The organism is Streptomyces kanamyceticus (genome assembly GCF_008704495.1).
Lineage (GTDB): Bacteria > Actinomycetota > Actinomycetes > Streptomycetales > Streptomycetaceae > Streptomyces > Streptomyces kanamyceticus.
The window spans coordinates 3385219-3400958 of record NZ_CP023699.1 but is presented as its reverse complement, the minus strand read 5'-3'; the positions used below and the strand labels follow the sequence as shown (position 1 = coordinate 3400958).

Genomic DNA, 15740 nt, shown 5'->3' with positions numbered 1-15740 from the left:
TGCCTCCCTATTTCGCTATCTGACAACTTCTCGCCCCGCAAAAGTGTCAGTACCAAGATGGGCGGAGATCCGCCGTCTACAAGGGTGTTCAAGCCCGCCCAAACTAGGTTCTGAAGGTTCCGTACCTTGTCCCAGAACATAAGGATTTCCGAGGGCCCGAGGAGAACTCGGCATCGGTTGGGTTTTTCTCGAACCGATCCGTCGATTACTAGTGCTTCCTGGCCCAGGGCCTGAGCCGCAATCTGCCCGGCGCTGGGCAAGGGAGTCCGAACCAAATCAGCATATGGACCGATGCCACTGCGGGCTCGGTTGTAGTGTTTCATTGGCACGTCCTTCAGCCACATGCGAGTGCGTTCACGTGGCATGAACCGGGTGAGGACGACACCGACTTGATCGTCGTCTAACCACAGGTTGTATTGCGCGGTTCGTTCTACCATGCTGAGCGAATCCCAACCGAGCGTGTCAGCTTGGCGGTAGACCTCGCCAATGACCTGGCGTCTAATCAGGTCAGGGATATCGCTCACGCTCCCTCCTGAAGTCCGTCAGGGTCAGGGAACTGAAGGCGGTGTTCGTCGAGTGCCGTCTCCAGGCTCGCAGCATCTTTGATCCATTCCCGCATCAAAGACTCCGCTTGGGCGTCAGTGAACTCAAAACGTGTTCCCATGGTTCTGAGTCGAAGTGTCTCGATCTCGTCGGCAGAGACCTTCTCTCTAAGGCGCATGATTGCAGCAACGCGCCTGATGTCGCTGACAAAGTCCAGAGCCTCGACATGACTCTTACCGGAGCGCAGACGGAGTCCGCGGCCCAACTGCTGCACGAAGATGCGCCGGCTGTGCGTGACCCGTGCGAAGCAGATGATGTTGACGTCTGGAATATCCACACCTTCGTTCAGCACATCGACGGCTGTGATGATGGGGATCTCGCCCTGGCGAAAGGCCATAAGGCGTAGTTGACGTTCGCGCCGGTTCAGCCCCGCATGAACGGATTTTACATTTTTCCATTGAGGAACTTGATTCAAGAGTGACGCGATACGCTCAGCGTGCTCTACAGTTCGACAAAAGACCACTGCTTTGGGCTCACGAGTGCGTGACCAGGCCTCAATCAGACGATCTCTAATGGCTTCATCACGTTCAGGCAAGAAAAGACGAGAGTTTAGATCTCGTACACTGTAACTATGCTTGCTGGCTTGCCGGACGAAGTCCCAGTCGATGTTGTCGGAGAACAGCTTGTAGTGGACCTCTGCCAGGTACCCAAGGCGCATACCATCGTCGATCCCCAGAGTAAAACTTGGATCGCCGAACCGATTGCGAATGTCAAATCTGTCGCCGCGCCAAGGGGTAGCAGTTACCCCGAACCGCGGCACCTCGGAAAGTATGTCTAGCAGTTCCGCAAAATTGCCATTCTTCGATACGTGATGAGCTTCGTCAACCATTACGATTCCGGGGCGATAGCCACTCCGGATGTAGTTTAAGGCGCTTGCAACTGTGGCGCACGTAATTCCGCGTAGGTCGTCCGGCTTATGATCGCCAGTTAGAAGCTGTGTGCGAACGGTCTTGGGAATGTGAAACCAGAGTGCTCGCTCCAGCTGTTCCACGAGATCTTTCGTGTGGGCGACGACCAGTACCTTGTCACCAGGATGTTGAGCAAGATGGCGCGCTATAACCTCGCCACCAATAACCGTTTTGCCAAGTCCTGTTGCCAAGATTAGGAGAGATTGGTTTTGCTCCTCAAGCTTTTGAACAACCTCCTCAAAAGCTTGAGCCTGGTATGCGCGTAAGTCCCTGGCCGGCAGACGCTTCGCGCATGCTTGATCGCTGTTGTACAGGTCAATCAGTTCACGGCCCGACCACAGCTCGATTGGGTGCCCAACCCGCCGAAGTTCAGCGCGTCGCTGTTCCATCTTCGGCCCGTAGCGAGCGTTGGTGACTATGGCGGACCGGTCGGCGCGGTAAAAAGATTTGGCGTTCAGGACTTCGTCGATAGCTGATGGCGGAACCGTTCCTCGCGACTTCCATTTCGCTTGGAACACCCACTTTTGTCTTTTGCGGTGGGCGATCAGGTCACCGCCTTGGTCATTGGATCCATCGACGTTTGTCACGTCGCTGAATCCAAGGTGCAGTAGGAGTCGCTCCACTTGCTTCGTAAAGGCTATAGGGCCGATATCTAGAAGGAATTCAGGCGCCACGAATGATTCGCTCATTCTGAGGCCTCCGCCATCTCCGTGGAGATTGCGTCAAGTGTCAGTCTCATCATCGCGAGATCTACTCTTGTATTGCCACTGGTATTGGCGAGGAAAGAGCCGATAACTTCAAGTAGGCGACTTAGACGACTCACTTGAGATGCGCGGGCCTCGGGGTCGTTCCAGGTCGACCACTTTGTCGCGAAGACTGCGTCGTCCAGTAGTAGTTCAGGATGAGCGCGGACCAGTGCGGCAATTCCGTCTGGAGTGAGGTGGGGTATGAACTCGCCGCTCAGCGTTGCGGCATCCCACACCAGTCTCGGTTCAGTACTCGCTGCGTGCTTTTCGGCTGCCTGCTTCTCGACCTGAGGCAGACTGTTCCATAGGAGTGGGGCGTGAGGCGAGCCGACTGTCTCTAGCTGATCGCGAACTCGATTAAGGATGACGGTTGCTCGTTCACGCATCGATGCATCGGTAAAGCGTTGGTCGGGGAATTGAGTGGTCACTTCAGCGGCCACTCGCGCGGTGCTATCGCTCGTGTTCGCTAGAGCCCGTAAAACCTCGGCGATCTCTATAAAGGCATAGTCACGAGGATCGCGCCCAAATTCTTTGAAAACCTCATGATCGCTATTTACGTATACCTCAACCGTGTTGCCTCGCCCCGTTCTAGAAACACATGGTGTTACTCGGCCTGAGTGGTCAATCAAGGGCTCGGTGGTGTCGTATACAGTGATATGACGCTTACCTAGATGAGCTACACTCACGGCGCCGCTTAGATCTGCCATTGAGCTTGCATGGTCGCGGTATCGAGTAAAACGCTGTTCCTCTGTCTCAACGGCGTCAAGGGTAGAGGGCTCTGATGCAATTGAGGCATCGGTAGTAGCGACGTCGTCTTCGAAATCGAGACCCGTTCGAATGAGTACATCACTTGTCGGCCGTGAACCAGCAGTGCCAGCACTCACTTGGCTGGTGCCATCGGCGCGAGTAGGTACTGGCCTCTCCTGGCTTTTTTCTGTCCTGTGCCTGTCTGCTTTTTGGGCAGCCTCGTACCACTTCTCGTCAGTCGAGAACTCGGGCAGACCTTGTCGGAAGAACGAAGCCCATTCCCGCGCCTTGTCGTGAAGGGCCTTACCGCCCTCACCAGGGATGAGGCATTTGGTACCTGGATCGTTCCGTCGGTACGCGTTGAAGAGCTTCCCGATTGGGGAGGTGTTGGGTTCGTATTTGAGGTTCGCAGCCTTGCGAGGTTGCACGGGCCCCTCACCTCTGACGAGCTGTACCGCCGTGATCCAGTCACGGGAATCTCTCTTAAAATCGTTCTTCTGATACGTGACGGGAACATGATCGAGGTGAATCTCACCTACGATTCGGCCGCCCTGTGTTGCGCCGAGTTCAATTGGATACTCGACTACACTCTCTCCGGTATCAGGGTTCTCCCAATTGAAAATATCCCGATCTGACACGAGAATTTTTCGACCGTTGCGCAGGAAGTCAACCCCAAAATCGCTGAGGTGTAGGTAACGCTGGATACCGACCCAGCCAACGATCTTTCGCTCGCGTAGGTCGAGGTTTTCGCTGCCGCACTCGACGCATTTTTCGGGGGAGACGCGGTGCCAGTGACCGCAGTCTTGGCACGCCCAAGCCGGAGTGAGATCGTGATCGATGTGCTGGACGGCATTGATCTCAGAACCTTGGTACGTGACCGTACGAGACGAGCTCCAGATGCAGGGCAGGCGTGGCTTGACGGCTGTCCCGTTTACGTAAAGATGGAAACCGCGTCCGGCCAAGGAGGTACCGGGAATCTCGGGTACCGCCTGCTTATCGCGCAGAAGATAGGAATAGACTCGGCCCAGCTGATCCCTGATGGTGCTGGCAACCTGCGATCGTCGTAGCGCGGAGCGCTTGTCGGGCCGCAGCTTGCTCACGGTGATCTCAGTTCCGTGATGCCCAGGATCGTCTTTTGGCTCCTGGCGCAGAGGTACGGCAAAGCTCTTGTTTTGCTGCATCTCTGGAAAGTTGATTTCGGCGACGAGCCAGGTTTCGTCGCCAGCGCGGGTGGTTCGAACTTCAGTTATCGCACCTAGGTTAGCGGTAGCGATATTGAACCCCATACCGAATAGACCAAGGTTGCCATATCTGCTGTTAGGACTGTATCCGGCGCGCAAGGCTAGTTCTAGCTGAGTGCGGCTCATCCCGCGCCCGTTGTCGGCGACGCACACGAAGGCGTCTCCCTCGGGGGATCCTTGCCGCGGGAGCGTGATGTGGACATCGCCGGGATTCTGCGGATCCCCGGAGGCGTCGGAAAGGAAATCGTCAAACGCGTTATCGATTAGCTCGGCTAAGCACTGCCACGGCTTGTACGGAATATCGCCCAACACCTCAAGGAGTCGAGGGGATGGCGTTAAGTCGAGAATTTCAGGTGATGTCTGGTTTGCCTCAGATGTCATTTTTCCCCCTGTCGCCGGTCCACGGGAGCTCTCCCCTGAGCAGTGGCACAGCGACCTAGCGCGACGGTGGCAAACAGATTACGCATGAGGATCGTAGAAATACATACGATCACTCAGCTCGATGATGCGGACCCCTAGTTGGAGGTCAGGCCCGGGAACGGCGGACTCGTTACGACGGCTTGGAGCTGTCCTGTCGTTCGGTCAGCCGGACGATGAGGTTGGCGAGTGTCATGAAGTTGGTGATCGATGGGGCTTCCACGATCAACAGCTTGTCGGCTCGCTCGCTGCCGTCTGCGAAACCGCACCCACTCTCGCGCACCATGGGTGTGAGCCATTGGACGGTGGATCTTTCCGCAGCAAAGAAGACCACTGGCCGGTCTGACCAAGAGCCGTCGGAACAGTGTCTACGGCAACTCGCTGCGGTGAAGCACCTGACGGAGGACAGGGCGAATGTGAGGCCAGCCACCCCGAGTTCGAGCGTGTCGAGTGGCGATCCCTCGTCCGCGAACACGGTTACGAGCTGGATGAGTTCGCTGTCGGCATACCGCGTGGCGTAGTCGTCAGGAAGGTAGTCAAGCTCGCCAGCTTCTACGGCCTTGGCGACAGCTTCGAATTCCGCATCGGTTCGGCTTGCTTGGTCAACAAGCCTTACGAGATGTTGCTCTTCCTCGATCATGGCGAGGGCTTCGCTGCGGGTGACATCCCCCATGGCCCAGACGTTATGGAAGTAGCCGTAGCCCTCCTCGCTCACGTCCTCCTCGTCCGGCCAGCCCATCGCCAAGTTCGCTGGAAACGATGGGTCAACGTCGATGTCCACGATCGGAATCAAAGCCAGCTCCTACGCAGTTGGGCGCCAAGTTCGACACGGTACTTGTATCCCCACAGCAACTACAGATCTCCTCCAGCTTCCATCCCGTCCGCCGTCGACCCACACACCGTGGAGCGGGCGTGGTTCATGGCGTCCAGGTGGAGCGCCCAACTGGACGAACGACCTGGACGCCATGGGCCGCGACTGCTCGGCTCTGCCTGGGTCGGCGGTGGACGCCACGCTCGCCACGATGTGCCCGCGGCCGGGAACGGCGCTTCCTCCCACCCGGTGCCGGCCGATCCCCCGCCGGAGGCATCGTCTGTGACCGGTGGCCGCGTACTCGTCGGGTGCTCGACTCATGACCTCCGGGCCTATCCACAGTGGGCGGGCGGCGGCGCAGCCCCGAGCGGAGCCGGGAAGCCCGCCCGGCGGAGCGGAGCGCAGCCGGGTGCTTGAACCAGTAGAGAAAGTTGTTACTCAGGCTTCGGCTGGGAGGTGCTAAAGCGGGGCTTGGTACTGCTCCGGACGGCTGTTGAGCAGGAGGGCTCTGAGGCCTTGGCGCTGAGCGCCGTGAAGTCCTAGGGCTTCGGTGATCCTGCGGAACGTCGTGTGGGTGACGCCTCGCCCGCGGGCATCCGTTTCGAACTCGCCGAGCTGGCGGAGTGTGGCCTCGGGGTCGAGCTCTTGGTCTGGCTGAGTACTGAGCCAACTGGCCTTGTTGCGCTCGTAATCGATCTCCGATTAGCCGCAGATCTCCCGGCTGTGCTGCTCCGCCTCGTCCAGGCTTCCCGTCGTCAGAATGGCGGGGGCGAGTTAGTTGCCCTGCAACGCATCGTCCAGACGGCCCTGCGTCGTGCGCTCAGGAACTGGGCCTTCCTCCTGCCCGGCCCCGACTCCCGCGAAGTCCCGGACGATGTTCTGAACGTGCTGCACTGGGTTGCCAAGGCATCCCGATCTCTGGCGGACCTGGCCGATCCTGCGGTGGCTCGGCAGGTTCTCTACTCACTCAAGCTGAAGCTCGACGGCACGGCCGCGGCTGCCGAAACGGTGCGGCGTAAGCGGCGGACCCTGGTGAATGCAGCGAACTATGCGGTCGACCTGGGGGAGTTGCAAGAGAACCCCATCACTGCCGTTCGCTGGCAGAAGCCCAAGGTGTCCAACCAGGTGGATCCGCGCGTGGTGGCCAATCCGGAGCAGGCGCGCAACCTGCTCACAGCCGTCTCCTACATCGGTGGCTACCGCCGCGCTCGTGGCCGGCGCCTCGTCGGCTTCTTCGCCTGCATGTACTTCGGCGGGTTCCTTCCTGCTGAGGCGGTCGGCCTTGCTGAGACAGATCTCGTCATGCCAGACGCGGGCTGGGGCTCTGCGCTCCTCCACCGAACGCGTCCCTCGGTCGGCAGACAGTGGACCGACACGGGGGAGACCCACGATGACCGTGGGCTCAAGAGCCGCCCCACAGAGGACGTCCGGCGCGTACCGATCCCGCCCCAGCTCGTGGGCATGCTTCGCGAGCATTTGGACACCTTTGGCACCGCTTCCGACGGGCGTCTCTTCTTCAGCGAGAAGGGGGCCGTCGTGCCCTCCTCGACCTATCTACCGCGTGTGGCAGGAGGCCCGCCTCTCGCGCTCCCCACCGCGGTGGCAGCCTCGCCGCTCGCCAGTCGGCCGTACGACCTCCGGCACTCCGCGCTCTCCACGTGGCTCAACGCCGGCGTCGACCCCACCGAGGTAGCTGAGCGCGCCGACAACAGCGTTGAGGTCCTGTTGACCCGCTACGCGAAGTGCCTCGACGGTCGTCACGAGGTGGCCAACCGGCGCATTGAGGACCTGCTGCGCGAGTACGAGTGACACCGGTTCCGTCAACTGAGGCCCCTGGTGTTCTGTCCAGGGGCTTCGTCATTCCTCGCCGGATTTAGCTCAGCCGGTAGCCGATCTCCGCGAGGTCCTAGGCGAGATCGGCCACGGTGATCTCTGGGTTCAACGCGTTGACGACTGAGTCGCTCAGAGGACGGGAAGCGAAGACGTGGACCACGGCCTCCACTGCGACCGGAGCCTCGTAGTAGTCCTCGGCCCACCGTTGGAACGCTTCCGGTGAGCGGTTCACGAGCAGCTGGAAGAGGTACTCCGCGCCGTCCGGGTCGTCCGGCTGCTCGTCGGGGTAGTCGATCCTCCCCGTCTTCCAAGCCACATCATCCGTCTCTCTCCACGTGCATGCTGTGACGACGGGCATATCGTCCTTGTCGCAGAACGCCGGCTCCTCGACACATGATCGGAAGGCATCGGGGACGTCGTCGAGCACCCCGTGCCAAGGTCCGTCCTCCGCGTAGGGGCTCATCGGTGATTCGTGGGCGAACCCGCGAACGTAGGCGCCGGCGAGGGAGAAGACGATCGAGAATTCGTCGCCCGCCCCGTTCATCGAGGCCATCGACGCCGTCTCGGACCATCGGTCGTTGAAGGAGTAGTACCGGGCCTCCCACTCAGGGCTCAGGATGGCCTCCAGTACTGCCAAGGAACGGCAGTGCTCGCGGAGCACGGATATCTCGGGCAGCTGCCGAGCAACGTCTTGAACGGCCACTCGCTCATCCAAGCGCACGCCTCTGACACGCCCAGTTGCTGTGACGGGCGGCCACGGCGCTCAGCGGGCCTGGGGCTGCGGATAGTTGATCCCACCTGCGGAAACGCTCCAAGATCCCGTCCACAGGTCGTCCACGAGCCCCGACATACGGCCGCTTTGGACGGCGCAGAGCTGCACATGCCTGCAAACGCAAAAAGACCCCGGCCTCAGCGTTTCCGCTGGTGACGGGGTCTTTGGGCACCTCATAAAGGGTGCCCCCGGCAGGATTCGAACCTGCGCACACGGCTCCGGAGGCCGTTGCTCTATCCCCTGAGCTACGGGGGCGTATCGGCGCTGGTTGAGCGGCGACGGGTTGAACACTACCAGCTCTCCGGGGCTCTCCATGAACGGGTTTTTCCGTGCTTCCGTGGTCAGCGGGGTGGTACCGCCGTCTCTGGTGTCACGGGTGCCCGCGTCGGCTCCCTCGCACGGGGCGGAAGTGGGGAAAACCCGGACGCGGTGGCCGGTGCGGACCTACTCTCGAGTTGTGTCAGGCGTGTCCGGCCGCGTGCTTGTTGTGGACGACAACAAGGTCATCCGGCAACTGATCAGGGTCAACCTCGAGCTGGAGGGCTTCGAGGTCGTGACCGCGGCCGATGGTGTCGAGTGCCTGGACGTCGTGCAGCAGGTCCAGCCCGATGTGGTCACCCTCGACGTCGTGATGCCCCGGCTCGACGGCCTGCGCACCGCGGCCCGGCTGCGGTCCGACGCGCGCACCCGGAATCTGCCCATCGTCATCGTCAGCGCGTGCACGCAGTACGAGGTCGAGAGCGGCCTGGAGGTCGGTGTCGACGCCTTCCTCGCCAAGCCCTTCGAGCCCAACGAACTGGTCGGGGTCGTCCGTCAGCTGATGGAGCGTGAAGGACGCGGCCCTGGGCATGAGCGGGGGCACGGGCACGAGTATGGGGCGGCGACCGGGGCTGATGAGGTCCGGGACGAGCCGCTCGGGGACATCCCCGGCAGCAGCCCCACCGGCCGCACCGGAGGCGGCACCGGCGAAGCCGAATGCGCCGGACACCCTGCCCCCTGATCCACGAGCAGCGTCTGACTCGCCTGCTCCACCCCGACCGCCCGTCGCGTCTGGCCCATCCTGGGCGCTAGGGACGCCCGCCCCATCACCAGACCCCCCGAGGCCCTGCCCCGCCCCGGACACTCGTGACGCCTGGCCCGCTCCGAACGCCCGTGGCGTCTGCCCCATCCCGGAGGCCGGTCGTGCCTGGTCCGCTCCGGTCGCCCGTGGCGCCTACCTCACCCTGGTCACCCGTCGCACCTGTCCCGCCCCGGTCGCCCCGTGGTGCCAGCCCCGCCCCAGACACCCGTGGCGTCTGACCCATCCCGGAGGCCCGGGAGGCCTGCCCCGCCCCGAACACCAGCAACGCCTGCCCACCCCGGGCGGCACCACGGACCCCGGCCACCCCCCAGTCGCAGAGACATCGCCCCGTCCACATCCCGGACCATCCCGTAAACCAAGTCGCCTACCCACCCCCCTCCTCCCCTACGCTTGACCCGTGACCCCCGTCGAGCTCTCCCGCACCGTGCTGCGCGCCATGCGTCGTGCCGTCGATGACGGGGAGCTCAGCGTGGAGGTGCCGGAGGTCGTTCGGGTGGAGCGGCCGCGGCCCGGTGGGTGTGGGGATTACGCGACGAACGTTGCCCTCCAGGTGGCCCGTGCCGCCGGGCGGTCGCCCAGGCAGGTTGCCGAGGTGTTGTCGCCGCGGCTCGCCCGCGAACCCGGCATCGCGGGGATCGACATCACCGGGCCCGGGTTCCTGAACATCACCCTGGCGGGGACGCGCGGCGCCGCTCTCGTACGTGACGTGATCGCGCGCGGGCGCTGTTACGGGCACGTCCACCCCGACACCGGGCAGCTCGCCCAGATCCACGTGCCGCACGAGGTCCGCGCCGTCGTCGTCGCCGACGCGCTGCGCCGGATCCTGCGCTCCCAGGGCGTCCTGGTCCGCACCACCTGCGACGAGGCTCCGGACGCCGACTGGGTGGCCGTTCTCGATGTGCGCGTCGACGCGTACGGGCGTCCGCCCAAGGACCTCCGCGCCCTGCGCCCCGTACCCGCCCCGGAAGACCCCCTCCGGCTCGGCCGCGACGCCGCCCGCTGGGCCCTGCTCCACCCGGCGGCGCACGACCGCCCCCGCATCGGCGACGAGCACCTCGCGCAGCGCGAGGGCAATCCGCTGTTCCGGGTGCGGTACGCCCACGCCCGCTCCCGCGCCCTCACGCGCAACGCCGCCGACCTCGGATTCACGAGCGACCCCGCCGACCAGCCGCAGGAAGTCCAGGACGCGCAGGAACTGCTCGACGTCCTCGCCGCCCACCCCCAAGCCCTCGCCTCCGCCGCCCGCCACCACGCGCCGGACCGCCTGGCCCGGCACCTCGTCACCGCCGCCGACGCCCTGCTCGGCTTCCAGCACACCGTGCTGCCGCTCGGTGACGAGAAACCCTCGGCCGCCCACCGCGCCCGGCTCGCGCTCGCCGAAGCCGCCGGGACGGTGCTTGCCGGTGGCCTGTCCCTGCTCGGCATCAGCGCCCCCGACCACCTGTGAAAGACGAGACGACAGAGCCATGAGCCGTTCCGCACACCCCGCCGGGCCCCGCCACGCGGACGTACTGCCCGAGGGGCACTACGCCGCTCCGCCGACCGACCTCAACGCCCTCGACGCCAAGGTCTGGTCCCGCACCGCCACCCGTACCGCCGAAGGCGTCGTCCGCATGGGCGGCATCGAAGTGACGCGGCTCGCCGAAGAGTTCGGCACCCCCGCGTACTTCGTCGACGAGGCCGACTTCCGTGCGCGCTGCCGGGCCTGGCGCGACGCGTTCGGCGCGGACGCCGACGTCTTCTACGCGGGCAAGGCGTTCCTCTCCCGCGCCGTCGTGCGGTGGCTGCACGAGGAGGGGCTGAACCTGGACGTGTGCAGCGGCGGGGAGCTGGCGACCGCGCTGGCCGCCGGGATGCCCGCCGAGCGCATCGCCTTCCACGGCAACAACAAGACCGAGGGCGAGATCGAGCGGGCCGTCGAGGTCGGCGTCGGACGGATCGTGCTCGACTCCTTCCAGGAGATCGTGCGCGTCGCGCACGTCGCCGAGCGGCTCGGCAAGCGCCAGCGCGTACAGATCCGCGTGACCGTGGGCGTGGAGGCGCACACCCACGAGTTCATCGCCACCGCGCACGAGGACCAGAAGTTCGGCATCGCGCTGGCCGGGGGACAGGCCGCCGAGGCCGTGCGCCGGGCGCTGAAGCTGGACGGGCTCGAGTTGATCGGGATCCACAGCCACATCGGGTCGCAGATCTTCGACATGGCGGGGTTCGAGGTCTCCGCCCGCCGCGTCGTGCAGCTGCTCGCCGAGGTGCGCGACGAGCACGGCGTGGAGCTGCCCGAGATCGACCTCGGCGGTGGCCTCGGCATCGCGTACACCTCCGACGACGACCCGCGCGAGCCGCACGAGATCGCCGCGGCGCTGAATGAGATCGTCGGGCGCGAGTGCGCGGCCGCGAAGCTCAGCACCCCCCGCATCTCCGTCGAGCCCGGGCGCGCCATCGTCGGCCCGACCGCCTTCACGCTCTACGAGGTCGGCACGATCAAGCCGCTCGACGGGCTGCGTACGTACGTCTCCGTGGACGGCGGCATGTCGGACAACATCCGCACCGCGCTCTACGACGCCGAGTACACGGTCGCGCTCGTCTCCCGCTCGTCCGACGCCGAGCCCATGCTGGTGCGGGTGGTCGGCAAGCACTGTGAGAGTGGTGACATCGTGGTGCGTGACGCGTTCCTGCCCGCGGACCTCGCACCCGGCGATCTGATCGCGGTGCCCGCGACCGGCGCGTACTGCCGTTCGATGGCGAGCAACTACAACCACGCTCTGCGCCCGCCCGTCGTGGCCGTCGACGACGGTGCGGCGCGGGTGATCGTCCGGCGCGAGACGGAGGAAGATCTCCTGCGTCTCGACGTCGGATGATGAAATTGGTGTCTCAGAATCCGGACAATGGATAGAAAGTCCGTTCCGGTGGGTGAGACTGGTCCCACCGTAGATGTAGGAGAAGTGAGGTCGGATGATGCGTACGCGTCCGCTGAAGGTGGCGCTGCTGGGCTGTGGGGTTGTCGGCTCAGAGGTGGCGCGCATCATGACGACGCACGCCGAGGACCTCACAGCCAGGATCGGCGCCCCGGTGGAGCTCGCCGGGGTCGCCGTCCGCCGCCCCTCCAAGGTGCGCGAGGGAATCGATCCCTCCCTGATCACCACCGACGCGACCGCCCTGGTCAAACGCGGTGACATTGACGTCATCGTCGAGGTGATCGGCGGCATCGAGCCCGCCCGCACCCTCATCACCACCGCCTTCGAGCACGGCGCGTCCGTCGTCTCCGCGAACAAGGCGCTCATCGCGCAGGACGGCGAGGCCCTGCACGCCGCCGCCGTCGAGCACGGCCGCGACCTGTACTACGAGGCCGCCGTCGCCGGCGCCATCCCGCTGATCCGGCCGCTGCGCGAGTCCCTCGCCGGTGACAAGGTCAACCGCGTCCTCGGCATCGTGAACGGGACGACGAACTTCATCCTCGACGCCATGGACACCACGGGGGCGGGCTACCAGGAGGCCCTCGACGAGGCCACCGCGCTCGGGTACGCCGAGGCGGACCCGACCGCCGACGTCGAGGGCTTCGACGCCGCCGCCAAGGCCGCGATCCTCGCCGGGATCGCCTTCCACACGCGCGTGCGGCTCGACGACGTGTACCGCGAGGGCATGACCGAGGTGACCGCCGCCGACTTCGCATCCGCGAAGCGCATGGGCTGCACCATCAAGCTCCTCGCGATCTGCGAGCGGGCCGCCGACGGCGAGTCCGTCACCGCGCGCGTGCACCCCGCGATGATCCCTCTCAGCCACCCCCTCGCCTCGGTCCGCGGCGCGTACAACGCCGTCTTCGTCGAGGCGGAGGCCGCGGGCCAGCTGATGTTCTACGGCCCCGGCGCGGGCGGCTCGCCCACCGCGTCCGCCGTCCTCGGCGACCTCGTCGCCGTGTGCCGCAACAAGCTCGCCGAGTCCACCGGGCCCGGCGACTCCGCGTACACCCAGCTGCCCGTGAGCTCCATGGGCGAGGTCGTCACGCGCTATCACATCAGCCTCGACGTGGCCGACAAGCCGGGCGTGCTCGCCCAGGTCGCGACGGTCTTCGCCGAGCACGGCGTGTCGATCGACACGGTCCGTCAGACGGGCAAGGACGGCGAGGCATCCCTCGTCGTCGTCACTCACCGCGCGCCCGACGCCGCCCTCACCGGCACCGTCGACGCGTTGCGCAAACTCGACACCGTGCGTGGTGTCGCCAGCATCATGCGGGTTGAAGGGGAGTAGGCAGCAATGACCCACCAGTGGCGCGGAATCATCGAGGAGTACCGGGACCGTCTTCCGGTCTCCGGCACGACGCCGGTCGTGACGCTTCGCGAGGGCGGTACGCCGCTCGTACCCGCGCAGGTGCTCTCCGAGCGCACGGGCTGCGAGGTCCACCTCAAGGTCGAGGGCGCCAACCCCACGGGGTCCTTCAAGGACCGCGGCATGACCATGGCCATCACCAAGGCCAAGGAGGAGGGCGCGCAGGCCGTCATCTGCGCCTCCACCGGCAACACGTCCGCCTCGGCCGCCGCCTACGCGGTCCGCGCCGGAATGGTCTGTGCCGTCCTGGTCCCGCAGGGCAAGATCGCGCTCGGCAAGATGGGCCAGGCGCTCGTCTACGGCTCGAAGATCCTCCAGGTCGACGGCAACTTCGACGACTGCCTGAACCTGGCCCGCGGCCTCTCCGAGAACTACCCGGTGGCGCTGGTCAATTCGGTCAACCCGTACCGCATCGAGGGCCAGAAGACCGCGTCCTTCGAGATCGTCGACGCGCTCGGCGACGCCCCCGACATCCACGTCCTCCCCGTCGGCAACGCGGGCAACATCACCGCCTACTGGAAGGGCTACAAGGAGTACGCCGCCGACTCGGTGTCGACGCGCACTCCCCGGATGTGGGGCTTCCAGGCCTCGGGCTCGGCGCCCATCGTGCGCGGCGAGATCGTCAAGGACCCCTCGACGATCGCCACCGCGATTCGCATCGGCAACCCCGCGTCCTGGGACTTCGCCCTCGCCGCGCGCGACGAGTCGGACGGCGTCATCGACGAGGTGACGGACCGTGAGATCCTGCGCGCCTACAAGCTGTTGGCGTCCCAGGAGGGTGTCTTCGTGGAGCCCGCGTCGGCCGCGTCGGTCGCCGGTCTGCTGAAGGCCGCCGAGCAGGGCAAGGTCGACAAGGGCCAGCGGATCGTCTGTACGGTCACGGGCAACGGCCTCAAGGACCCCGACTGGGCCGTCGCGGGCGCCCCGCAGCCGGTCACCGTCCCGGTCGACGCGGCCGCCGCCGCCGAACGCCTCGGCCTGGCGTAACCACAGGCACGACCCGCAACTCCGCACAGGGGGTGGCACAGGGGGCTTACGACACGCATCGTGCGCCTCCTGTGCGCCCTATGTCGCCACAGAACCTTCCTTCGATAGGCTGTACCGAACCCGCCCCGCCGCACATGCCGCGGTGCCGCCGTTGTTCGCGGCCTTCGGGTGTTCCGTACATGTGGCACATAGTGAAAATCCGTACATGTGGCGCGTAGTGAAAATACGCAGCCTCAAAAAACACGCAGCTCAAGGAGAGTCATCGAGCGATGGCCGGTCCCGCGTTCCGCGCCGCCGCCGTCCGGGTGCGCGTCCCCGCCACCAGCGCCAACCTCGGCCCGGGCTTCGACGCCCTCGGCCTGGCGCTCGGTCTGTACGACGACGTGGTCGTCCGGGTGGCCGACTCAGGCCTGAACATCGACATCGCGGGGGAGGGCAGCGAGACCCTTCCGCGCGACGAGTCGCATCTGCTCGTACGCTCCCTGCGCACCGCCTTCGACCTGCTGGGCGGACAGCCGCGCGGACTTGAGATCGTCTGCGCCAACCGCATCCCGCACGGCCGGGGCCTCGGCTCCTCCTCCGCCGCCATCTGCGCCGGAATCGTCGCCGCGCGCGCCGTGACGATAGGTGGCGAGGCCAAGCTGGACGACGCCGCGCTGCTCGAACTCGCCACCGAGATCGAGGGGCACCCCGACAACGTCGCCGCGTGCCTGCTCGGCGGATTCACGCTCTCCTGGATGGACGGGGGAGCGGCGCGCGCGATCAGGATGGAACCCGCCGATTCCATCGTTCCGGTGGTTTTCGTGCCGGGAAGGCCCGTCCTCACCGAGACCGCGCGCGGACTGCTCCCGCGCACCGTCCCGCACGTCGACGCGGCCGCCAACGCGGGCCGGGCCGCGCTGCTCGTCGAGGCCCTGACCAGGCGCCCCGAGCTGCTCCTGCCCGCCACCGAGGACCGTCTGCACCAGGAGTACCGCACCCCGGCCATGCCGGAGAGCGCCGCCCTGGTGGAGCGGCTGCGCGCCGACGGCGTGCCCGCGGTGATCTCCGGCGCGGGGCCCACGGTCCTCGCGCTGGCCGAAGACAGTGCGGCCGACAAGGTCGCACGTTTGGCAGGAGAGGGCTGGGCGGCCAATCGCCTGGCGCTCGACGCCACAGGCGCGAGCGTGCTGCCGCTTGCGCCCTGAGGCGGGAAAACGCGCGAATCCGGGGTGTCCGGGTTCGGAGAGGGGGAATGTTTGTTGGATCCGGTAGTGTTAATCTCAAGTCTG

General features: G+C 65.3%; 10 protein-coding genes, 1 tRNA gene and 1 pseudogene. 7 read left to right on the top strand and 5 right to left on the bottom strand.

Annotation, left to right across the window (positions count from 1 at the left end; translation table 11 throughout):
- Positions 1–520: 520 nt before the first annotated feature.
- From CP970_RS13675 to CP970_RS13665, 3 genes are all read right to left on the bottom strand, one after another.
- On the bottom strand, positions 521–2200 hold the full coding sequence (locus tag CP970_RS13675; protein WP_055551412.1) for a DEAD/DEAH box helicase family protein: 1680 nt from the start codon (positions 2198–2200) through the stop codon (positions 521–523).
- Positions 2197–4626, bottom strand: a complete 2430-nt coding sequence (locus CP970_RS13670; RefSeq protein WP_079043769.1) for an ATP-binding protein — start codon at positions 4624–4626, stop codon at positions 2197–2199. The genes CP970_RS13675 and CP970_RS13670 overlap by 4 nt, the downstream gene beginning before the upstream one ends.
- Before the next feature lie 169 nt (positions 4627–4795).
- A complete protein-coding gene (locus CP970_RS13665; RefSeq protein WP_150493324.1) occupies positions 4796–5443 on the bottom strand; it encodes a hypothetical protein in 648 nt (215 codons plus the stop codon).
- Between the two features lie 837 nt (positions 5444–6280).
- Here CP970_RS13665 and CP970_RS13655 point away from each other — a divergent pair.
- Positions 6281–7282: pseudogene (locus CP970_RS13655) on the top strand (tyrosine-type recombinase/integrase); the annotation flags it as partial.
- Positions 7283–7379: 97 nt separating this feature from the next.
- Here the strand turns inward: CP970_RS13655 and CP970_RS13650 are convergent.
- Together CP970_RS13650 and CP970_RS13645 are read right to left on the bottom strand one after the other, a co-directional pair.
- Entirely contained in the window at positions 7380–8009 is a 630-nt protein-coding gene (locus CP970_RS13650) for a hypothetical protein (protein WP_055551408.1), read from the bottom strand.
- 252 nt (positions 8010–8261) lie between these two features.
- A tRNA-Arg gene (locus CP970_RS13645) sits at positions 8262–8333 on the bottom strand.
- 181 nt (positions 8334–8514) lie between these two features.
- Here CP970_RS13645 and CP970_RS13640 point away from each other — a divergent pair.
- From CP970_RS13640 to thrB, 6 genes are all read left to right on the top strand, one after another.
- Positions 8515–9078, top strand: a complete 564-nt coding sequence (locus CP970_RS13640) for a response regulator (RefSeq protein ID WP_398655048.1) — start codon at positions 8515–8517, stop codon at positions 9076–9078.
- Between the two features lie 478 nt (positions 9079–9556).
- Positions 9557–10606 (top strand): ArgS-related anticodon-binding protein NrtL, encoded by a 1050-nt coding sequence (gene nrtL / locus CP970_RS13635; protein ID WP_150493320.1) that lies wholly within the window; start codon positions 9557–9559, stop codon positions 10604–10606.
- 19 nt (positions 10607–10625) lie between these two features.
- Positions 10626–12017: a diaminopimelate decarboxylase gene (gene lysA, locus CP970_RS13630; protein ID WP_055543572.1), complete on the top strand. Its 1392-nt coding sequence runs from the start codon at positions 10626–10628 to the stop codon at positions 12015–12017.
- A 94-nt stretch (positions 12018–12111) separates the two neighbouring features.
- Positions 12112–13404, top strand: coding sequence for a homoserine dehydrogenase (locus tag CP970_RS13625; RefSeq protein ID WP_055543571.1), 1293 nt, complete (start codon positions 12112–12114; stop codon positions 13402–13404).
- Between the two features lie 6 nt (positions 13405–13410).
- Positions 13411–14469, top strand: a complete 1059-nt coding sequence (gene thrC / locus CP970_RS13620) for a threonine synthase (RefSeq protein WP_055543570.1) — start codon at positions 13411–13413, stop codon at positions 14467–14469.
- 269 nt (positions 14470–14738) lie between these two features.
- The gene (gene thrB / locus CP970_RS13615; protein ID WP_055543569.1) at positions 14739–15656 is read left to right on the top strand and encodes a homoserine kinase; all 918 of its coding nucleotides are present in this window, start codon (positions 14739–14741) and stop codon (positions 15654–15656) included.
- Positions 15657–15740 lie beyond the last annotated feature (84 nt).